The sequence below is a fragment of the Mycobacteroides immunogenum genome, from assembly GCF_001605725.1.
Lineage (GTDB): Bacteria > Actinomycetota > Actinomycetes > Mycobacteriales > Mycobacteriaceae > Mycobacterium > Mycobacterium immunogenum.
In genome coordinates, this window is sequence record NZ_CP011530.1 from 1,771,625 (window position 1) to 1,790,900 (window position 19,276).

A 19,276-nucleotide genomic window follows, 5' to 3' on the forward strand; every position below is an offset into this window, starting at 1 on the left:
ACGTTCAGCTGGTTCACAGCTTCGGGGGCGTGCCCCGGGCTTGGTGCGGGAGGGATCACATGGCAGGCCGGAGTGCGGGGATCGTCAGCGCTTGTGTGAGCGCGGTGGCACTGATGTTGGGATTATTCGGCGTGACGGTGACGGCACACGCCGCACCCGACACCGCCGAGACCCAAATTCGAAGCTTGATCGCCGGCCAGCTGACGGCACTGCAAGCCGTTGACGCCGCCGCGTACGCCGCCACCTACTGCACGGACTACCGGGACAAGGTGGAGGCCGATCACAGCCAGATGTTCTCGCCACCGGATGTCACCCGGCTCGAGGGCGCCAGTGCCAAGAAACTGCGCGCCAAGACCAAAGAGATCTTCCCGATGGCGTCCAGTGCCGCCGTCGAGGCGTTCGTGCAGGCGGTCACCGACGCCGACCAGGGTGAGGTGGACGCCGCGTGGCACCAGCTGTGGTCGAGCTCGTTCGCGAAGCTGTCGTATCGGGTCAAGAGCGTCGACGTCACCGGCGAGAAAGCGCAGGCCGTCGTGGCCGTCCGCGTCGATGGCAACAGCAGCAATCAGCGCTGGGACTTGATTCGTGAGGACCACGAGTGGAAGGACTGCACCGCCGTGCCCGAGCAGGACAACGTGCAGGGGATCGTCGTCGGCCAGGGGCGCCAGGGCCTGCTGGACGCCTCGCTGGCGGGCGAGTAGTCAGTCTGCCGAAAGGCTGCCCGGGCCGCTGGCGAACGCGATTTCCATGGCGCGCCGGCTGGTAGGTTTGCTCGGTGAGGGTGCACGAGCTGATCTGTACTGATAGAAATTAGCTCGCAGGCAAGTGATCTATACGAGCGAGGGTAGTAATGGTTTGCCGGAGATGGGCCGGAGCGGCGCTGGTGGGGGCCCTGTTGCTGGGCGGTGTGGGTTGTTCGCGAACCGTTGATGGTGACGGTCAGCCCAACGCCGAGGCGCTGGCCACGGTGCATGATGAGAAGCAGATCAATGACCTGGTTCAACAGCAAAACACCTATGCCGCGAATTTCGACTTCGCCAAGCTGGCCGAAACCAAGTGCGCCAAATATCGGGACACCACGGCGCAGAGCGGACCGCCCATCCCCGCGATGAACGAGATCGTTCCGCCGGAGATCGCCACCGCGCCCGGCGCGGGCGACGCGCTGCGTGGATTGTTGTCGCAGAAATTCCCGACGGTGCCGCCCGATGTCATCAGTGCGGTGGTGGACAGTCTGGTCAATCAGGACGAGCCGGCCTATCAGACGGCGATGCGCAACCTGCTGAAGTCGCTCATCGTGGTCAAGGCTGAAGTTCAGGACATCGAAATCAAGGGCGACCAGGCCACCGCGGAGCTGACGGTGACCACCACGACCGGTGGTGACAAGCCGGCCAAAAGTGAGCAGCAGACCGTCAAGTTCGTGAAGGAAAACGGCAAGTGGCTGGACTGCAACCCGCCGGGTGCCCGCAGCTAGCCGACGTAACGCACACCGGGCTACACGGCGATAACGTCGTGTGACGCACTGTAGCCAGGGGAGGGAACCATGAACCGAATGCTCGCCGTCACGGCGGCGGTTGGCGCGCTGGCTGCCCTTGGCGCGCCCGCGGCGCACGCCGCACCCAACCGTGAGGCGGTAACCGAGCATGTGCGGGCCTGGGAGAAGGCGTACAACGACGTCGATACCAACAAGATCGGCGACTTGACCTGCGACAAGTACCGTGACCGGGAGACCGCGAACAGCGAGTCGCGGATCCCTACCTGGGATGACTTCGTCAAGCCCAGCGACCTGTACGCCAAATTCCCCAAGCTCTCCCAGGAAACGCTTGATCAGCTCCTCGACGCGGCCAAGCGCAAGGACGCCGCCGCCTTCCGGCAGGCCTCGGTGCAGGTGGTGCGTGAGAACGCGCATCTGACGGTGACCAACATCGACAAGATCAACGTCATCGAGGCCAAGAACGCCACGGTCACGGTGACCACATCGTCGGTGTGGGGCAATGATTCGCCCAAGACCACCACGTCCGACTGGTACCTGACCTACGAGCGTGACGCCTGGCGTTACTGCAACCCGGTGATCACCGTTCGCTGACTTACGCCCCCTTGAGCGATAGCTCGATCCGCGCGGCAGTCGGCGCACAGTTTCCGGCTCCCGAGCGCAGCGTGGCCAGCGCGCCGGCCACATTCGCACGTCGTAGGGCGGTCTCCGCGCCGTGCGGCCACCAGGCCGCCAGTACACCGGCAAAGACATCGCCGGCGCCGGTGGTGTCGAGCGGCCGCACCGGATACGACGGCACCGTGATCTCACCGTGCGGGCCGCGATAGCGCGACCCCTCGTCGCCCAGGGTGGTGACCAGATGCCGCGACGGGTACAACCAGGATCGGGCCTCGGTCTCGTTGACCACCACCACGCTCGCGCGAAAGGCGAGTTCCGCCAGATCAGGCGAGCGCTCGGGTACCGGAGAAGCGTTGAGCACGAACTGCTTTCCGGCCGCGGCGGCCCATCGGGCAGCGGTCAGTGCCACCTGCACCGGGATTTCCAACTGGCACAGCAGCACATCATGCGAGCAGATGATGTCCTTGTGTACCTTCTCGTCCAGGGTGAAGGCGCTGTTGGCGCCCGGCGCCACCACAATGCAGTTCTCGCCGGAGTCCTCCACGGTGATGGTGGCCATTCCGCTGGGTCCCTCAACCTCGACGAGTCCGTCCAGGCCAACGTTGTTGTCCGCCAAGTGCGATCGCAGTATCGGTGCGGCACCGTCGGAGCCGACCGCGCCGATGAACTGCACCGCAGCGCCCGCGCGCGCCGCTGCCACCGCCTGATTGGCGCCCTTACCTCCTGGAGCGGGCATGGCCGACGTCGCCAGTACCGTCGCTCCGGGGGCGGGCAGCTCGTCTACCCGCAACGTCAGATCCATGTTGACGCTACCGAGGACGCATACCGTGGCTAACTCAGTCACCCGCCTAGGTTAGTCCTGGCGCAGCTTCATTTCGGACACCCGGATACCCTGACACGATGAGCGTTTCAACCAACGAGTTGGCTCCTGGAATCGCGGGGTCGGTGACGCCCGTCCCGGGGGCCGAAGCGCCTGCGAAATCAGACCTGCGCGCGCATGTTCATGACGCCGCGCGGCGGGCGCGGGTCGCGGCGCGCGCTCTGGCGCGACTGACCTCCGATGCCAAGAACACCGCGCTGCTTGCCGCGGCCGATGCTCTCGTGGCTGCCACCGATTCGATCATCGCGGCCAATGCCGATGACCTGCGGCGCGCACGGGAAGCCGGCATCGGGGAGGCGATGCTCGACCGTTTGGCCCTCGACGCCGGCCGGATCGGCGGCATCGCCACCGGGTTGCGCCAAGTCGCCGGTCTGCCCGATCCGGTGGGTGAGATCCTGCGCGGCTCCTCCCGTCCCAACGGCCTGCGGTTGCGTCAGATCAGGGTGCCGCTGGGGGTTGTCGGCATGGTTTATGAGGGGCGCCCGAACGTCACCGTGGATGCCTTCGGGCTGACCCTCAAGTCGGGTAACGCGGTGCTGCTGCGCGGCAGTTCGTCGGCCGCCACGTCCAATGCCGAGCTGGTACGGGTGCTGCGTGAGGCGCTGGTCGCCGCCGGGCTGCCCGCCGACACCGTGCAGCTGCTGGACAGCCAGGACCGGGTGACTGTCACCCATCTCATCCAGGCGCGCGGTCTCGTCGATGTGGTGATACCGCGCGGTGGGGCCGGCCTCATCGACGCGGTGGTGCGTGACGCGCAGGTGCCGACCATTGAAACCGGTGTGGGTAACTGCCACGTATATGTGCATGCCGAAGCCGATCTCGCGTTGGCGGAGCGGATTGTGTTGAACTCCAAGACTCGTCGGCCCAGCGTGTGTAATGCCGCTGAGACGCTGTTGATCGATCGGGCCATCGCGGATGTCGCCGTGCCACGGTTGATCGGAGCCCTGCAGGCCGCGGGGGTCACCGTGCACGCCGATCTTTCCGTGCCGGGTGTGGTTCCGGTGACCGAGGAGGACTTCGAGACCGAGTATCTGTCGCTGGATATCGCGGCCGCTGTCGTCGACGACCTCGATGCCGCCATCCGCCACATCGACCGGTACTCCAGCGGGCACACCGACGCCATCGTCACCGCGAATCTCGGTGCGGCCCAGGAGTTCACCGACAGGGTGGACAGCGCGGCCGTCATGGTCAACGCCTCGACCGCATTCACCGACGGTGAGCAATTCGGCTTCGGTGCCGAGATCGGTATCTCCACCCAGAAGTTGCACGCCCGTGGCCCGATGGGGCTACCCGAACTGACCACCACCAAGTGGATCGTCCTCGGCGACGGTCAGATCCGTCCCGTCTAACCCCTGGAGCACCGTGTCTGATCCTCTTCGCCCGAGCGGCTCATCGCAGTCCCGAACCCAGACCGCGCCGCTGTTCACGAGCATCGACGATGTCACCGCGCGTTTGGCAGAGACCGGCTACCTCGCCGACACCGCCACGGCGACAGCGGTATTCCTCGCAGACCGGCTGGGTAAGCCACTTCTGGTGGAGGGTCCGGCGGGTGTGGGTAAGACCGAGTTGGCCAGGGCGGTGGCGCAAACCACCGGCTCCGGGCTGGTGCGGCTGCAGTGCTACGAGGGGGTCGACGAGGCGCGCGCTCTCTACGAATGGAACCACGCCAAGCAGATCCTGCGGATCCAGGCCGGATCGGGTGACTGGGATGAGACGAAGACCGACGTCTTCGCCGAGGAGTTCCTGCTGTCCCGGCCATTACTGACGGCGATTCGCCGCGAAGACCCCACGGTGCTGCTGATCGATGAGACCGACAAGGCCGACATCGAGATCGAGGGCCTGCTGCTGGAGGTGCTCAGTGATTTCGCGGTCACCATCCCCGAGCTGGGCACCATCACCGCCAGCCGAAAGCCCTTCGTGCTGTTGACCTCCAATGCCACCCGCGAGCTCTCCGAAGCGCTCAAGCGGCGCTGCCTGTTCCTGCACATCGATTTTCCCGATGCCGAGCTGGAGCGGCGCATCCTGCTCAAACGGGTGCCCGAACTGCCCGCGTCGCTGGCCGAGGAGCTGGTGCGCATCATCGGCGTGCTGCGCAACATGCAGCTCAAAAAGGTGCCCTCGGTGGCCGAGACCATCGATTGGGGCCGCACCATCCTGGCGCTCGGCCTGGACACCCTGGACGATGCCGTCATCGCATCGACGCTCGGCGTGATTCTCAAACATCACTCCGATCAGCAGCGGGCCGCAGGAGAGCTGAGGCTGAACTGATGCCCGCGCGTAGGCCCCCCAAGGCGGTGCTGCCCCTCGCACCGCACGGTCTGCCGGGCCACCTGGTGGGCTTCGTGGAAGCACTACGCGAACAAGGTATTTCGGTGGGTCCATCGGAGACGGTGGACGCGGGCCGGGTGCTGACAGTACTGGGCTTGCAGAGCCGCGCCGAGCTGCGCGAGGGCTTGGCCTGTGCGCTGCTGCGCCGCGCCGATCACCGCCCCACGTTCGATGTGTTGTTCGACCTCTGGTTCCCGCCGGCGCTCGGTGCGCGCTTCGTTGAGGTGGATTCGGAGGAATCGATACCTCTGGACATTCGGGACATCGAGCAGGTGCGCGACGAGCTGGTGGATCTGTTGGCTTCCGATGCCGGTGACGTACCACTGAACGCGTTGATCGCTCAGATCGTGGAGGCTTACGGGAAGTACAACTCCACCCGTGGCACCTCCTACTCGGCGTACCAGGCCATGAAATCGCTGTCCCTGGACCAGATCGAGGCCAAGCTGTTGGCCGGCTTACTCGGCGGCGGAGACGATGACTCCGCGGCCTCGCCCACGGATCAAGCTGTCGCGAAAGCAATTGCCAAGGAACGTATTTCGAAGGTGCGCCAGCTCGTCGAGGCGGAGACCAAGCGCCGCACCGCGGAACAGCTCGGGCGCGAACGCGTGACCGGGTACGGGGTGCCGCAGCTTGCCGAAAACGTCGAGTTCCTGCGTGCCTCGGGAGAACAGCTGCGCAATATGCGCCGCGTGGTGCACCCACTGGCGCGCATGCTGGCCAGCCGCCTCGCGGCCCGGCGCCGGCGCGCTCATACCGGCCAGATCGATCTGCGCCGCACCCTGCGCAAATCCATGTCCACCGGTGGGGTGCCGATCGATGTCGTGCAGAAAAAACCCCGCCCGGCGCGGCCCGAGCTGGTGGTGCTGTGCGACGTGTCGGGATCGGTCGCCGGGTTCTCACATTTCACGCTGCTGCTGGTGAACGCGCTGCGGCAACAGTTCTCCCGGGTACGCGTCTTCGCCTTCATCGACACCACCGATGAGGTGACTCACCTGTTCACGCCGGACACCGACCTGGCCGAGGCCATCGTGCGGATCACCCGCGAAGCACAGGTCTTCACCGGTGACGGGCACAGTGACTACGGACATGCGTTCAAGACGTTCGTGGAGAAGTTCCCGACGGTGTTGTCCCCGCGCAGTGCGCTGCTGATTCTGGGGGACGGCCGCACCAATTACCGCAACCCTGCCGTGGAGGTGTTGTCGTCGATGGTGTCCTCCAGCCGTCACGCGCATTGGCTCAATCCCGAGCCCAAGAACCACTGGGGGACGGGTGACTCGGCCGCCAAGCGCTACCAAGACGCCATCACCATGCACGAATGTCGCTCGGCCAAGCAGCTGGCCGCGGTGATCGATAACCTGCTGCCGGTTTAGCGTGGCCTATCACTCCAGTAAGCTGGCAATTCGTGCACTCTGACCCCGATGTTCTTCGCGCGAGCGGCTCATCGCAGCGACGACGACTTGGCGTGATGGGTGGGACGTTCGACCCCATCCACAACGGTCACCTGGTTGCCGCCAGCGAGGTCGCCGACCGATTCGAACTCGACGAGGTCATCTTTGTACCGACCGGTCAGCCATGGCAGAAGCAGGGGCGCAAGGTCAGCCCCGCGGAGCACCGCTATCTGATGACCGTGATCGCCACCGCATCGAATCCGCGGTTCACCGTGAGCCGAGCCGATATCGACCGCGGAGGGGCGACCTACACCGTCGACACCCTCACCGATCTGCGAGACGCCAATCCCGGCGCGGATCTGTACTTCATCACCGGCGCGGACGCGCTGGCATCGATCCTGTCGTGGGAGAACTGGGAGCAGCTGTTCACCTTGGCCACGTTCATAGGGGTCAACCGGCCCGGATACGAACTGAGTTCGGATCACATCGCCCACGCCGAGCTTCCGTCCGACGGCCTGTCGCTGGTCGAAGTGCCCGCGCTCGCCATCTCATCGACCGACTGCCGAATCAGGGCAGGTCAGGCACGACCGATCTGGTACTTGGTGCCCGACGGTGTCGTGCAGTATGTCGCAAAACACCGCTTGTACAGCGAAAACAACGGAGAGCAGGGAGGCCCAGCATGACCGCCGCCGCAGAAGCCGTCGAGCTGGCCACACTGGCGGCGCAAGCCGCCGCTTCCAAGCTCGCCGCCGACGTCGTCGTCATTGATGTATCCGAACAACTGGTCATCACCGACTGTTTCGTCATCGCGTCGGCTGCCAATGAGCGTCAGGTGAACGCCATCGTCGACCAGGTCGAGGAGGTTCTGCGCCGGGCCGGTCACAAGCCGGTGCGCCGTGAGGGTGGGCGCGAAGGACGCTGGACGCTGTTGGACTACGTGGACGTCGTGGTGCATGTGCAGCACGAGGAAGAACGTAATTATTATGCGCTGGAACGTCTTTGGCGCGATTGCCCGACCATTCCCGTCGACCTGGACGCGTTGCCGGCCGAGTACGCCACGGACGCGGAGGAGGGCGCGTGATCCGGCGCTTGGTGCTGCTACGGCATGGGCAGACAACCTTCAACGCCGACAGCCGCATGCAGGGCCAGCTCGACACCGGACTGTCGGATCTGGGCCGGGCCCAGGCCGTTGCCGCCGCCGAGGTGTTGGCCAAGCGGCTCCCGCTGGCCATCGTCTCCTCGGATCTACAGCGTGCATACGACACCGCGACGGCGCTGGCAGATCGCTGCCACGTCGGGGTGTCCGTCGATGAGCGCCTGCGAGAGACGCATCTGGGCGACTGGCAGGGGCTGACACACCATGAGGTGGACGCCATCGCCCCGGGTGCCCGTGCCGCCTGGCGTGATGACGCGACGCTGGCGCCACACGGGGGAGAGAGCCGCATTGATGTGGCCAACCGCAGCGTGCCTGTCGTTGCCGAACTCGTTGAGTCGGTGCCAGATTGGGGCACCGATGAGCGCGATCATCCCGTGGTGCTGGTTGCGCACGGAGGCCTGATCGCCGCGCTGACCGCGGCGCTGCTGCGCTTGGATGTGAGCAACTGGCCTGTGCTCGGCGGCATGGGCAACGCGAGCTGGGTTCAGCTGGGCGGACATTCAGCCGAGGGCGCGGGCTTCGACGACATCCGTTGGCGCCTGGATGTGTGGAATGCCTCGGCCCAGGTGACCAATGACGTCCTCTGAGAGTGGCGCCGAGCGTAAGAAGCTACTGGTCTTCGCCGACTCATTGTCCTACTACGGGCCGACCGGCGGGCTGCCCGCCAGCGACCCCAGGATTTGGCCCAATATCGTTGCCAAGAAGCTTGATTGGGATTTGGAGCTGATCGCGCGGATCGGCTGGACGTCCCGAGACGTGTGGTGGGCCGCGATACAGGACCCGCGTGCGTGGGCCGCCGTGCCCAGCGCCGGCGCGGTGATCTTCGCGACCGGGGGCATGGACTCACTGCCGTCGCCGCTGCCGACGGCACTACGCGAATCCATTCGGCTGATCCGGCCCGCCACGCTGCGCGGCTGGGTCCGTGACGGTTACGGCTGGTTGCAGCCCCGGTTGTCGCCGATCGCGCGCGTTGCGCTGCCGCCCAAGCTCACCGTGGAATATCTTGAAAAGACGCGTGGTGCACTCGATTTCAACCGTCCAGGGCTGCCCATGGTGGCATCGCTGCCGTCGGTGCACATCGCGGAGTCGTATGGCCGTGTCCACTCGGGCAGGGAGGCTACCGCCTCGGCCATCACGGCGTGGGCGTCCGAACACAAGATGCCGGTGGTCGACCTGAAGGAGGGCGTCGGTGAGGAGATTTTCTCGGGCCGGGGCAATCCGGATGGGATTCATTGGAACTTTGTCGCCCATGAACGCGTTGCCGAATTGATGATTGACGCGCTGCAGTCTGTGCTGCCTGAGCTCGGGACTAGGTGATTTATGCCGGTTGTGGTGGTGACGGATTCGGGAGCGCGACTGCAACCGCAAGACGCCGAGATGTTGGGTATCCGGCTGGTGCCCTTGCACATACTGACCGGTGACGAGGACCTCCGGGACGGGGTGGATCCCATTCCTGCCTCGGTATATGAGCGGGGCCGTGCCACCACTGCCGGCGCCTCGCCCGCCGAGCTGACCCAGGTGTATCGGCAGGCGCTGATCGACAGCGGCGGCGATGGCGTGGTCGCGGTCCATTTGTCCGGGCGGCTGTCGAGCACGTTTGAGGCGGCTGAGCAGGCGGCGCGTGAGTGCGGCGAACAGGTCCATGTCGTCGACTCGCGGTCGGCGGCGATGGGCAGCGGCTTCGTCGCGTTGGCCGCGGCACGAGCGGCGGCCGCCGGTGCCGATCTGAGCGCCGCCTACCAGGCCGCGCGGGACGCGGTGGGGCGCAGCCGGTGCGTCATGGTGGTGCACAAACTGGACCACTTGCGGCGCAGCGGACGCATCAGCGCCACTTCGTCGTGGCTCGGTACCGCGCTCGCGCTCAAACCTGTGCTGCAGATCGATGACGAGGGCAAGCTGGTTCTTGCTCAGCGTGTCCGGACCGCGACCAAGGCGATCGGGGCGATGGTCGACAACATCGTCGAGTTCGTGGGTGAGCGTCGAGTCTCGGTGACCATCCACCACGTGGATAACACCGAAACGGCCGAGAAGGTGAACGAGCTGGTGTGCTCGCGGCTGGTCACCGCGCATGATCCGGTGATCTCGGAGATGGGTCCGGTGCTTGCGGTGCATGTGGGTCCGGGTGCTGTTGGGGTATGCGCGGAACCGGTGGACTGACGGGTTTGTCCACAACCTCGTATTGATCCACAATTGCCGGTCCGGCACTGGATCTCGGCGGTACCGCTTTCTAGCGTCGAGACATGGAATCCGAGCTGTTGCGCAGGCGTCTGGCAGCGGGCGACCGTGAGGGTGACGACGATGTTGAGGATGACGAGGATTTCGTAGGGAACGCGCTCGGCCCCGAGTCGGAGTCGTCGTTGCGCTGGCTCCCTGACTCTCTGACGACCGGCGGTACACGTGGCTGGCTGGAGTCCGTCCGAACCGACCCCGGCCGTGCCGGTGTGGTCGCGTTGGGAGCGATCGGTGTGTTGGCAGTGCTGGTGACGATCTTCACGGTGATGCGTCAGCCGCCTGCCCCCGTCAGTGCCAATCTGCCGCCGGTACAACCTGTGTCGTCGAGCTCGGTATCGGCGCCGAGCTCCCTGGTCATCAGTGTGGTCGGTCTGGTCAAGCGCCCTGGGCTGGTCACGCTGGCCACCGGTGCGCGGGTTGCCGACGCGGTGACGGCGGCCGGGGGAGCGGTCGAGGGCGCCGATGTGATCACCCTGAACATGGCCAGGCCGGTCGTCGATGGCGATCAGATTGTGGTCGGCCTTTCGCCGGTACCTGGCCAGCCCATGGGGATGGCGAGTTCGATCGTTGCCGCCGGACAAGTCCCGGCCGGGGGCGCCGGCACCAAAGCGCCGGGCGGATCTGGACGGGTAAATCTGAACACGGCAACGGAATCGGAGTTGGATGCGCTTCCCGGCGTGGGCCCGGTCATGGCGGCATCGATCGTGCGGTGGCGCACCGAGCATGGGAAGTTCACCAGCATCGATCAGCTCGCGGAAGTGGACGGTATCGGTCCTTCGCGGCTCGATAAGCTGCGGGCTCTCGTCGTGCTGTGAGGTCGACCGATGACGGTGAGCCGCTTCTGGATTTGCGGCTGGTGCCGCCCGCACTCGCCGCCTGGGCCGTCACCGCCACGGGGATTCTCTGGTCAGTGGGTTATGTGGTGGCCGCCGTACTGGGCATCACGATGATCGGCGTGCGGCTGAGTCGTCATCGGATGAGTAGAGCCGCCGTCGCCGGGGCGACGGCCGTTCTCATTGCCGGGGTGGGTTTCTCGGTGGCCGCCGCGATACGCCAGCACGGGGTACACAGTCACCCGTTGCGCTCCCGGATCGGGCAGATCGCGGTGGTGCAGCTGAGGGTGACCGATGATCCGAAGATCGTCGCGGGTGGCCGCGCGATGATGCGTGCCGACCTTGTCGCCCTGGGTGATCCGGCGCAGGCGATGACGGGCTCGGTGGTGGTGTTCGGCTCTTCCGCACTGCTGGGCGCGGTCGGGGTGGGGGACACCGTGCAGGCGCGCGCGGCGATCGCGCGCCCGGCCCGGCGTGACCTCACGGTGGCCATGCTCACGGTGGCGGGGGACACCCATGTTGTCGGTACGTCATCTACGCAGAACGTGGCCAACGGTATTCGTGATCGGTTTGTCGAAGTCTCGCGAAACGCGCTGCCCGCTGACGAAGCCGCGCTGTTGCCGGGGCTGGTGCTCGGTGACACCAGTGCCCTCGACGCGCAGACCGTCGCGACATTTCGGACAGCGGGACTCACGCATCTGATGGCGGTCTCCGGGGCCAATGTCTCCATCGTGTGCGGGGCCGTGCTGCTGCTGGGCCGTCTGGTCGGACTGCGCACCTCGGTGGTGTTGGCGGGGCTCGTGCTTGTCGGGTTCGTCATCGTGGTGAGGCCGTCACCGAGCGTGTTGCGTGCCGCGGTGATGGGTGCGGTCGGTCTGCTGGGCCTGCTGACCGCGCGCCGCCGTCAGGCCATACCCGCCCTGGCGGCAACGATTTTGGTGCTGTTCGCGGTGTCGCCGGGGCTGGCCGTCGATATCGGCTTCGCACTGTCGGTGTCTGCGACGGCGGCGCTGGTGGTTATCGCACCGCGCTGGTCGGGGCGCCTGACAGAGCGCGGCTGGCCCAAACCGTTGGCCGACGCGTTGTGTGTCGCGGTCGCGGCGCAGGTGGTGACCGCGCCGCTGATCGCCGCGATCTCCGGCAGCTTCAGTGTGGCCTCCGTGGCAGCGAACGTGCTGGCGGGGTTGGTGATCGCGCCCATCACCATTCTCGGAACCGCGGCGGCCGCACTGGCCGTCCTCTCACCATGGGTTGCCGGGCTGTTGGTGAGGTTTTGCGGCCCGGAACTGTGGTGGCTGCTACAGGTCGCCGAGTGCACCTCGGCTGGGGGCGCCACGGCGTTGCCGGTGCCATCCGGTGCGGCCGGTTTCGCTTTTACCGCTGCGCTGGTTGGCATTTCGGTGTGGTTGTGGCGCCGTCGGTGGTTCCGCGGTCTGGCCTGTGCCGGTGCGCTGTGCGTGCTCGCACTGGTGATCTCGGCGAGACTGGCAAGCTAGCCGGCCACCGGGCGCTACACCCCGGAAAGTGCGAGTTGGCGTTCAGGTGCTTGCGTAGCGGGGGCGTCGGGACTGCGCCAGCAGTGACGTAACACCCGTAACACGAAAGCGAGCCGCCGCATCGAGAGCGGCGATTCGTGCATGTTGTTGACACGCAGGATCGTCTCGGTGATCCGGATGTCGTTGCGCGCAGCGATCAGCATCTTTCTCGACCACCACCTCAGCAGTTTCCACGCGGCACGTTGGCCGATGCTCGCGCTGTCGGGGGCCGCGGTGGTCAGCGGCGCTGCCAACCGGTTCTGTTGCCACACCGTCTGGATGCGCCGGCCGACGGTGTGGAAATAGCGGTGTGCCAGGCCGGCGTCACCCTCGAAGAGGCAGTCACGCAGCGCGACCGCCTCCAGCACCGCCATCGTCATACCCTGGCCCCGGATGGGGTCGAAGCTGCAGATGGCGTCGCCGATTACCAGCAGGCCCTCAGGGAACCGCGCAATCTGGTCGTAGCGGCGCCACAACGCGTCGCGGTACCAGAAGTTGTGGACATCACCCACCGGCACGGCCGTGCGTAGCACCTCCACCACCTCGTGAGGTGCGAATCGTTCAGCGAGGGAGATCATTTCGGTGAAGCTGCGGGGCGGCTCAGCGAGATCGAACGTGCCCAGGGTCAGCATGACGGTGTCGTGCTCACAGCGCGCGATCGCCCCGCCGAACGGGTGACCGGGCGCGGCGTTGAGGAAGGTGAGCTTGTCCAGGTCGCAGTCCTCGGGAACGTGCAGCAGCTGGCTCGCATACGTCACCGGTGACATCGCCCGGATTTCGGCTGGACGGGCAAAGCCGAGCCGATCCAGGAACGTCTGGGTGCGCGGAGTGCGGCCAGTGGCGTCCACCACTAGGTCCGAGATGAGGGTGGTCACCAGGCCGGTGGATCGCCGCGCGACCCGGACGCCGGTGACGCGTTCCTCGGCGGTCATGGGCTCGATGACATCGTGCCCATCCAGGAATTTCACGTTCCCCAGACGTTGAACACGTTGGCGTACATGAAATTCCAGGAACGGCCGGGTCGCGAGATAGAGCTTGAAGGTTTCCGGATCGCTGAACTTCCCCGCGCGATTGAACATCTCGTCGGGTCCGATCATCATCCGGATGCGCGAGAGATCGCCCTCGTCGCAGACCGTTGCGCCATCGATTCGTAGCTCGGTGAGGATTCCGGGAAACAGCTGCTCCAACCTCTGAGTGCCGGAACTCATGAACATATGAATGTGCTGCCCCTGCGGCACCCCGCTGCGGGGAGCGGCACCGTTCTTCAACTCGTCGCGTTCGACCACCGTGACCGATGTATACGACTCGGACAGCACCCTGGCTGCCAGCAGTCCCGCCATCCCGGCGCCGAGGACTACCGCGTGATCTCTGTGGTCCCGAACTTCAGGTGTCATCGCTGATCCTTTCGTCTCGATGCACCCTACTCTTATTTATCTCTTAATTTCTTAGAATTGCCTTAGATTCGGATTTCTCTCTGGTCAACCTCAGCCCCCGAACAGCAGGTACAACCCGGTGAAGGTGTAGCCGACCATCACCAGCATCATCGCCAGCTGTCCGGTCACCTGATGCCGTTTGGGTAGGACCTTCAGGGCCCGATCATGCGCCGCGACCACGCCCGCGATATGCCCGGCGAGCACGAATCCCACCTTGAGCGTCGAGAGCACCGACGGGTGCATGGACAGGGCATACGAGACATCGATGCCGGAGAGCCATCCCCGCCCCAACGGGTCGGCGAGCCGCAGCACGGTCTGCTGTCCGCGCTCGACGAGGTATGTCAGGTAGTGCGCGAACACGTAGCCGATCACGATCGGGATCAACGAGTGCGCGAGCAGGCCCGGCAGATCGCGCCGGGTGGTGTTGTCGACACCACCGGTCGCGCGGGCGGCCAGGCAGAACGTTGTCGCCACCACGATCACGAACACGGTCAGCCCGGCGGTACGGATCGCCACGGCCGCCGCCGTGGAGCCACCGGCAAGCTCATCGACGAATCCGCGCCACTCGGGCATCGCCGAGAAGCTGTCGAACGCGGTCGAGCCCAGCAGCACCGCGAGCACCGCCACGATGCCCGGCCGAACCGGTAGCGACGGTAGATGATCGAATGGATTGCCGATCGCGATGCGGCCATCGGCGTTGCGCCGCAGGGGTGATAGCCGCGAGGCCACCATGCTGTACACCTCGAACGGATCGGCGCGCGCGCACCAGCGCGTGCCGCAGGCCAGTGTGCCGGCGAGGGTGAGCGTCAGATAGGTCAACAGCCAGACCTGCACCGCCCCCAGCGATCCCGGGTCGGCGCTGGCCAGTTCCAGCCAGACGAACAGGTACAGTCCCGCCGCTGCCGGCCAATATCCCCACCGCCGTGGGTATTTCAGAGGCGCAGGCCGTCTGGAGAGCGGCAGCAGCCGGTACACGGCACGGACGGGTGACAGCACCCGCCATGCCGGACCGAAGAACAGTGAGACGGTCACCAGGCCCACCCAGAGCAGCACATAGAAGACACCCGGCAGTGCGTTCTTGCCGTCCTGCGGGCCGAGCACCGCAGCGGCGGTGATCCAGGCAGTCGCCGCAAGTACCGCCGCGGTGGCCGCCCACCGGGTGGCGGGTGCGTCGACGGCAGCCGTGCACCAGGCCGGTAGCGGCCGCCCCGCCCGGGCGGGGTCGAACCTGGGCTTCTTCCATGCCAGTGCCACCACGGCGAAGGTGAACGTCAGCGCCCACGCCGCACCGATCAGCGCGTAGGTGTAGGGGACGGGAAGATCGGACGAACCGCCCAGCCCGTGGGCGAGCACCGTCGTCGCCCGATCGTTCGTCACGGCTGCACGGTGATGGTGGCGATGGTCTTCTTCAGCTTGTGCAGTTCCACGTCGACCTTGCCCGGCACATTGACGGTGAACTCGAATGTCTGGGCGTTCGTGGGTTGAATCTCAAAGCTGTGGTCGGGGGTGGAGTGCACGTGCAGCTCGTCGGCGGCATCGCTGTCGACGTGTACCACGATGGGCTCGGACACCCGCGCGGACAGCGTGGCATTCGTCGGAGTGACGGCCCCGCCCTTGATGCTGACATTGACCGCCAGCTGAGGCGACGGCGTGCCGGATCCGGCGGCGGGGGTCTGCGGTGACGTGCTACAGCCGCCGCAGATCACGGCGGTGGCGGCGGCAATTGCGGCAAGGCCTCTGATCATCATTGGTTCCTCCTAGTCGGGGTCTTCTTCGTTGTCGGCCAGATCGTCCTCGTCCCCCCGGCGGCGGTCCCGCATCGCCACCCAGATGACGACGCCCGCCACCACGACCGCGGGCGCGAAGGCGGGCAGCGCCAAGAGCAATGAATGATCGGCCAGATATGCGACGGTCATGGGCCGTGCGGCACCGGCTCCTTAGGGCCCGGTGTCGGCAATGCGTCACTGTCGCTGCGCGTTTCGGTGCCGTTGATACGCCCGGCGCCCCAGCTCAACACGGCGATCAACACCAGGGTGCAGAACAGCACCACCAGCGAGGCCACCTCGAACAGCCAAGACGGATGGTTCTGATTGCGTTCGCGCTGCAGGATCGTCAGCTCCTGGGTGAACGGCCTGGTGCTGGACGCCAGCGCGGGCGTCTCCGGTGCGCCGATGCCGGGGTCGGCAGGAAGGAAGATGGGCACCCCCGTCATGGTGCTGCCGTCCTGCACACGCAGCAGGGTCTTCCACGAGCCGTATACCGGGATGGGCTGAGTGGATCGGTAGTGGCCCGCACTGATCTTGTGCAGCTTGTCGATCGCCAAGCCGTGATCGTTGGCCAAGCCGCCCTGCCACGACAGGATCGTGACCCACTCGGGATCATCGCTGATGAGATCGTGCGGATTGATCACCACGTCCGCCGATACCATCCGCTTCCCGCCGTCATTGGACAGGTCGGTCAATGCGATTGTGGCGGTGGCATGTTCGGGCACCTCGGTGCGTAGGCCGTTGGCAACTGCCGCGCCCAGGATCAGTACCGTGAGAACCACCGCCGTGATGCTGAGGGAGCGTTTGGGCAGCGGCCGGCCGGTGAGCACCACGCCCAGCAGCGCGCCGCAGACTCCCATGGCGATGGCGCTCGGCACCGACATGGCAAGCGCCTCCGGCCACATGCTCACCGGCCACGGATAGCGATAGACCGCGCCGATCCAGAGCGATTCCAGCCACAGGCCGACCGTCCCCACCCCGAGACCGGCGATGGCCCCGAACAGTATGGGCCGCTTGATGAGCGGGGTCAGCGCGATGAGTTCTACGACAACTGCCGGTCCGAGGTAGAGCGCGAACCAGCTTGTCGGTCCGCCCAGGATGGGTCCCGCGAGCAACGACACGGCTCCCCGCAGCACGATCGCCAGCGCGGCGCCGATGATCGCGGCGCCGCGCCCCATTACGACGCGCGCACTCACCGCGGCGAAGGCGGCCGCTGCGGCGATCATCATGGGCTGCTGCACCAGCCTGAATTGTTCGACACCGAAGTCGTATTCGATCTGGAACACCGAAAGGCCGATGAACAACCCGCCAAAGGACAAGTAACGCAAGAACTTCACGAAACGTGTGTCGTCATCCGCGCTGAAACCGATGGCGCGCCTGCCCTCATACTCGAGTATCAGCACGGATACCAGCGATAGTCCGGCGCCGCCGATCAGCATCAGGTGGGTGGGGCCCCAGAGCGTAACGTCCTGGCCAAAGATGCGGTGCCAGATGTCATCCAGCGGGAATCCGATCAATGCGTAGAGGCCGCACATGGCCATCAGCAGGCCACCGACGGGCGCGTACCAGGTGCGCGTGATCCGCACCGCCGCCGCTCCGGGCTTGTCGTAGGGCAGGACCATCGCCAGCGTGCCGGCGATGAACAGCAGGAACAACCCGAACAAGATGAAGTAGTGCGCGGGGTTGGCCAGCGGGCCCGCGTCGCGGCCCTTGCCGATGTGCAGGCTGACGTCCCAAATGAAACCGAAGAGCGCGGCGACGATGGTGGTGACGAACAGACAGATCTGAAGGGCCACCCAGGGTGGCCGATTGAACTTGTTGCCCACCTTGTCGGCCAGGTTCTGCAACCAGGTGATGCGTCGCTGACGGTGCAGATAGCCGATCCACAACAGGCCCACCGAGACGATCGTGGCGGCCACAGACATCCCGATCACCTGATCAAGCGCGGCCCCGCCGCCTTCGGTGGCCGCCGCGACGATGCGCAGAGATTGTGTAGTCATGGGCTCGCCATCCTGTCGGTTGAGTAGGGAGCAGCCGGTCGTGCTGGCGGGCAATGTTTCCAGAATTCGTCCGCTCAAACAGGGGTACGTGCCAAAACGTGCTGTCGCCGGGCCATGGGACGATCAACGGGTGACCGATGCGCTGCACCTCATCCTGGGAGACGAAGAACTACTGGTCGAGCGGGCGGTGACCACCGTGCTCCAGGCGGTGCGGGGCAAGGCAAGCGCGGAGATCCCCGTCAATCGGCTGCGCGCGGGTCAGGTGGATGTGGCCGAATTGGCCGAACTGCTGAGTCCCTCGCTGTTCTCCGATGAGCGCGTCATCGTCATCGAGGCAGCCGCGGAGGCGGGCAAGGATGCCGTCACCCTCATCGAACAGGCGGCCACCGAGCTGCCGCCGGGAACCTTTCTGATCGTGCAGCATTCGGGCGGCGGCCGCGCCAAGGCGCTGGCGGCCACGTTGCAAAAACTCGGCGCCGCCGTCCATGACTGTGCCCGGATCACCAAGGCCGCCGAGCGGGCCGATTTCGTGCACAAGGAATTTCGCCGTCTGGGGCAGAAGGTGGACGCCGATGTGGTGGCCATCGTGATCGACGCCGTCGGCTCCGATATTCGCGAATTGGCGGCTGCCTGTTCGCAATTGGTATCGGACACCGATGGCAATGTCGACGGGGCCGCGGTGCGCCGTTACCACTCCGGCCGTGCCGAGGTCTCCGGGTTCGATATCGCCGACAAGGCGGTGGTGGGTGACGTCGCCGGTTCCACGGAAGCGCTGCGCTGGGCGATGCAGCGGGGTGTTCCGCACGTGCTGCTCGCCGATGCGCTCGCAGAGGCGGTTCACACCATCGCGCGGGTGGGGCCCATCAAACAGAATGCGTACGCCGCCGCCTCGGAGCTTGGCATGCCGCCGTGGCGTATCGAGAAGGCTCAGAAGCAGGCGCGTCGCTGGACGCGTGACGCGGTGGCCGAGGCGATGCGGGTGGTGGCGGCGCTCAACGCCGATGTGAAGGGCGCGGCGGCCGACGCCGACTACGCGCTGGAATCGGCGGTACGCAAGGTAGCCGAACTGGTGAACAACTAGCCCGTCGAGTGTGAGTCTGAGGGCACGAAAAACGCCGAGTGTGCGCGGTAGCGCTCACACTCGGCGTTGATCGAAAGAAAGAATCAGAGCTTGTTCAGAGCCAGGGCGAGCGCCGACTTCTTGTTGGCGGCCTGGTTCTTGTGGATGACGCCCTTAGTGACGGCCTTGTCGAGCTTGCGGCTGGCCGAGACGAGCAGCTCGCCCGCCTTCTCCTTGTCGCCCTCGGCGATCGCGTCGCGCAGGCCGCGAATGGCAGTACGCAGGGACGACTTGGTCGCCTGGTTGCGCAACCGGGCACGCTCGTTGGTGCGGATGCGCTTTTCCTGCGACTTGATATTGGCCACGCGTCTAAATCCTTCGGTAAATCGTCTGGTGGGGCGGCAGGCCTCCAGGTCATTTGACCCGGGGCAGCTGAGCAGCGCCGCAAGGGAAGAGACTACCAGGGGAACCGCCAAAACCTGAAACCGGCGGCGTAGCGCACAACACAAGATTGCGTTCAGGTAGCCAGCAAGTATCGGCGATACGCGCGCACGCACT

General features: G+C 65.8%; 21 protein-coding genes. 14 read left to right on the plus strand and 7 right to left on the minus strand.

Annotated features, from left to right (window positions below):
- The first annotated feature begins 59 nt into the window (after nt 1-59).
- The 3 genes from ABG82_RS08730 to ABG82_RS08740 all read left to right on the plus strand — a co-directional run bounded on the left by ABG82_RS08730 (nt 60) and on the right by ABG82_RS08740 (nt 2,083).
- The gene (locus tag ABG82_RS08730; RefSeq protein ID WP_043075942.1) at nt 60-701 is read left to right on the plus strand and encodes a hypothetical protein; all 642 of its coding nucleotides are present in this window, start codon (nt 60-62) and stop codon (nt 699-701) included.
- 149 nt (nt 702-850) lie between these two features.
- Nucleotides 851-1,471, plus strand: a complete 621-nt coding sequence (locus tag ABG82_RS08735; RefSeq protein WP_043075941.1) for a hypothetical protein — start codon at nt 851-853, stop codon at nt 1,469-1,471.
- Nucleotides 1,472-1,540: 69 nt separating this feature from the next.
- Nucleotides 1,541-2,083: a hypothetical protein gene (locus ABG82_RS08740; RefSeq protein WP_043075940.1), complete on the plus strand. Its 543-nt coding sequence runs from the start codon at nt 1,541-1,543 to the stop codon at nt 2,081-2,083.
- A gap of 1 nt (nt 2,084) precedes the next feature.
- On the opposite strand, the gene ABG82_RS08745 is transcribed toward ABG82_RS08740, so the two are convergent.
- Nucleotides 2,085-2,951, minus strand: a complete 867-nt coding sequence (locus ABG82_RS08745) for a ribokinase (protein WP_078343570.1) — start codon at nt 2,949-2,951, stop codon at nt 2,085-2,087.
- A 56-nt stretch (nt 2,952-3,007) separates the two neighbouring features.
- On the opposite strand from ABG82_RS08745, the gene ABG82_RS08750 reads away from it, so the two are divergent.
- The 10 genes from ABG82_RS08750 to ABG82_RS08795 all read left to right on the plus strand — a co-directional run bounded on the left by ABG82_RS08750 (nt 3,008) and on the right by ABG82_RS08795 (nt 12,420).
- The gene (locus tag ABG82_RS08750) at nt 3,008-4,336 is read left to right on the plus strand and encodes a glutamate-5-semialdehyde dehydrogenase (protein ID WP_078343571.1); all 1,329 of its coding nucleotides are present in this window, start codon (nt 3,008-3,010) and stop codon (nt 4,334-4,336) included.
- A gap of 13 nt (nt 4,337-4,349) precedes the next feature.
- Nucleotides 4,350-5,255, plus strand: coding sequence for an AAA family ATPase (locus tag ABG82_RS08755; RefSeq protein WP_043075938.1), 906 nt, complete (start codon nt 4,350-4,352; stop codon nt 5,253-5,255).
- On the plus strand, nt 5,255-6,685 hold the full coding sequence (locus tag ABG82_RS08760) for a vWA domain-containing protein (protein WP_043075937.1): 1,431 nt from the start codon (nt 5,255-5,257) through the stop codon (nt 6,683-6,685). The genes ABG82_RS08755 and ABG82_RS08760 overlap by 1 nt, the downstream gene beginning before the upstream one ends.
- Before the next feature lie 32 nt (nt 6,686-6,717).
- On the plus strand, nt 6,718-7,386 hold the full coding sequence (gene nadD, locus ABG82_RS08765; RefSeq protein WP_078343572.1) for a nicotinate-nucleotide adenylyltransferase: 669 nt from the start codon (nt 6,718-6,720) through the stop codon (nt 7,384-7,386).
- Nucleotides 7,383-7,784 carry a ribosome silencing factor gene (rsfS, locus tag ABG82_RS08770; RefSeq protein WP_043075935.1) on the plus strand — a complete coding sequence of 134 codons (402 nt, stop codon included), beginning with the start codon at nt 7,383-7,385 and terminating at the stop codon, nt 7,782-7,784. Before nadD ends, rsfS begins: the two co-directional genes overlap by 4 nt.
- The gene (gene gpgP / locus ABG82_RS08775; protein WP_043075934.1) at nt 7,781-8,446 is read left to right on the plus strand and encodes a glucosyl-3-phosphoglycerate phosphatase; all 666 of its coding nucleotides are present in this window, start codon (nt 7,781-7,783) and stop codon (nt 8,444-8,446) included. The genes rsfS and gpgP overlap by 4 nt, the downstream gene beginning before the upstream one ends.
- Entirely contained in the window at nt 8,433-9,176 is a 744-nt protein-coding gene (octT, locus tag ABG82_RS08780) for a diglucosylglycerate octanoyltransferase (RefSeq protein WP_043075933.1), read from the plus strand. Before gpgP ends, octT begins: the two co-directional genes overlap by 14 nt.
- 3 nt (nt 9,177-9,179) lie before the next feature.
- Nucleotides 9,180-10,016, plus strand: a complete 837-nt coding sequence (locus ABG82_RS08785) for a DegV family protein (protein WP_043075932.1) — start codon at nt 9,180-9,182, stop codon at nt 10,014-10,016.
- An 83-nt stretch (nt 10,017-10,099) separates the two neighbouring features.
- Nucleotides 10,100-10,906 carry a ComEA family DNA-binding protein gene (locus tag ABG82_RS08790; protein ID WP_043075931.1) on the plus strand — a complete coding sequence of 269 codons (807 nt, stop codon included), beginning with the start codon at nt 10,100-10,102 and terminating at the stop codon, nt 10,904-10,906.
- Entirely contained in the window at nt 10,903-12,420 is a 1,518-nt protein-coding gene (locus tag ABG82_RS08795; protein WP_043075930.1) for a ComEC/Rec2 family competence protein, read from the plus strand. Before ABG82_RS08790 ends, ABG82_RS08795 begins: the two co-directional genes overlap by 4 nt.
- A 14-nt stretch (nt 12,421-12,434) precedes the next feature.
- Here the strand turns inward: ABG82_RS08795 and ABG82_RS08800 are convergent, their stop codons facing one another.
- The 5 genes from ABG82_RS08800 to ABG82_RS08820 all read right to left on the minus strand — a co-directional run bounded on the left by ABG82_RS08800 (nt 12,435) and on the right by ABG82_RS08820 (nt 17,658).
- On the minus strand, nt 12,435-13,853 hold the full coding sequence (locus ABG82_RS08800) for an FAD-dependent oxidoreductase (protein ID WP_043075929.1): 1,419 nt from the start codon (nt 13,851-13,853) through the stop codon (nt 12,435-12,437).
- Nucleotides 13,854-13,943: 90 nt separating this feature from the next.
- On the minus strand, nt 13,944-15,269 hold the full coding sequence (locus ABG82_RS08805) for a hypothetical protein (RefSeq protein WP_043075928.1): 1,326 nt from the start codon (nt 15,267-15,269) through the stop codon (nt 13,944-13,946).
- Complete coding sequence (locus ABG82_RS08810; protein WP_078343596.1) at nt 15,266-15,637, minus strand: hypothetical protein; 372 nt, start codon at nt 15,635-15,637, stop codon at nt 15,266-15,268. The genes ABG82_RS08805 and ABG82_RS08810 overlap by 4 nt, the downstream gene beginning before the upstream one ends.
- Before the next feature lie 12 nt (nt 15,638-15,649).
- Nucleotides 15,650-15,808: a hypothetical protein gene (locus ABG82_RS28570; RefSeq protein WP_052510907.1), complete on the minus strand. Its 159-nt coding sequence runs from the start codon at nt 15,806-15,808 to the stop codon at nt 15,650-15,652.
- Entirely contained in the window at nt 15,805-17,658 is a 1,854-nt protein-coding gene (locus ABG82_RS08820) for a hypothetical protein (protein ID WP_043075926.1), read from the minus strand. Before ABG82_RS08820 ends, ABG82_RS28570 begins: the two co-directional genes overlap by 4 nt.
- Nucleotides 17,659-17,788: 130 nt before the next feature.
- Between ABG82_RS08820 and holA the strand changes: the two genes are divergently transcribed.
- On the plus strand, nt 17,789-18,739 hold the full coding sequence (holA, locus tag ABG82_RS08825; protein WP_043075925.1) for a DNA polymerase III subunit delta: 951 nt from the start codon (nt 17,789-17,791) through the stop codon (nt 18,737-18,739).
- Nucleotides 18,740-18,822: 83 nt separating this feature from the next.
- Here holA and rpsT read toward each other — a convergent pair whose 3' ends face one another.
- On the minus strand, nt 18,823-19,083 hold the full coding sequence (gene rpsT, locus ABG82_RS08830) for a 30S ribosomal protein S20 (RefSeq protein WP_043075924.1): 261 nt from the start codon (nt 19,081-19,083) through the stop codon (nt 18,823-18,825).
- Nucleotides 19,084-19,276 lie beyond the last annotated feature (193 nt).

Excerpts from the sequence above, each read along its gene's own strand:
- ABG82_RS08730 (WP_043075942.1), top strand. The coding sequence starts at position 60 with ATGGCAGGCCGGAGTGCGGGGATCGTCAGCGCTTGTGTGAGCGCGGTG.
- ABG82_RS08735 (WP_043075941.1), top strand. The coding sequence starts at position 851 with ATGGTTTGCCGGAGATGGGCCGGAGCGGCGCTGGTGGGGGCCCTGTTG.
- ABG82_RS08740 (WP_043075940.1), top strand. The coding sequence starts at position 1,541 with ATGAACCGAATGCTCGCCGTCACGGCGGCGGTTGGCGCGCTGGCTGCC.
- ABG82_RS08750 (WP_078343571.1), top strand. The coding sequence starts at position 3,008 with ATGAGCGTTTCAACCAACGAGTTGGCTCCTGGAATCGCGGGGTCGGTG.
- ABG82_RS08760 (WP_043075937.1), top strand. The coding sequence starts at position 5,255 with ATGCCCGCGCGTAGGCCCCCCAAGGCGGTGCTGCCCCTCGCACCGCAC.
- rsfS (WP_043075935.1), top strand. The coding sequence starts at position 7,383 with ATGACCGCCGCCGCAGAAGCCGTCGAGCTGGCCACACTGGCGGCGCAA.
- octT (WP_043075933.1), top strand. The coding sequence starts at position 8,433 with ATGACGTCCTCTGAGAGTGGCGCCGAGCGTAAGAAGCTACTGGTCTTC.
- ABG82_RS08785 (WP_043075932.1), top strand. The coding sequence starts at position 9,180 with ATGCCGGTTGTGGTGGTGACGGATTCGGGAGCGCGACTGCAACCGCAA.
- ABG82_RS08790 (WP_043075931.1), top strand. The coding sequence starts at position 10,100 with ATGGAATCCGAGCTGTTGCGCAGGCGTCTGGCAGCGGGCGACCGTGAG.
- ABG82_RS08800 (WP_043075929.1), bottom strand. The coding sequence starts at position 13,853 with ATGACACCTGAAGTTCGGGACCACAGAGATCACGCGGTAGTCCTCGGC.
- ABG82_RS08810 (WP_078343596.1), bottom strand. The coding sequence starts at position 15,637 with ATGATCAGAGGCCTTGCCGCAATTGCCGCCGCCACCGCCGTGATCTGC.
- ABG82_RS28570 (WP_052510907.1), bottom strand. The coding sequence starts at position 15,808 with ATGACCGTCGCATATCTGGCCGATCATTCATTGCTCTTGGCGCTGCCC.
- ABG82_RS08820 (WP_043075926.1), bottom strand. The coding sequence starts at position 17,658 with ATGACTACACAATCTCTGCGCATCGTCGCGGCGGCCACCGAAGGCGGC.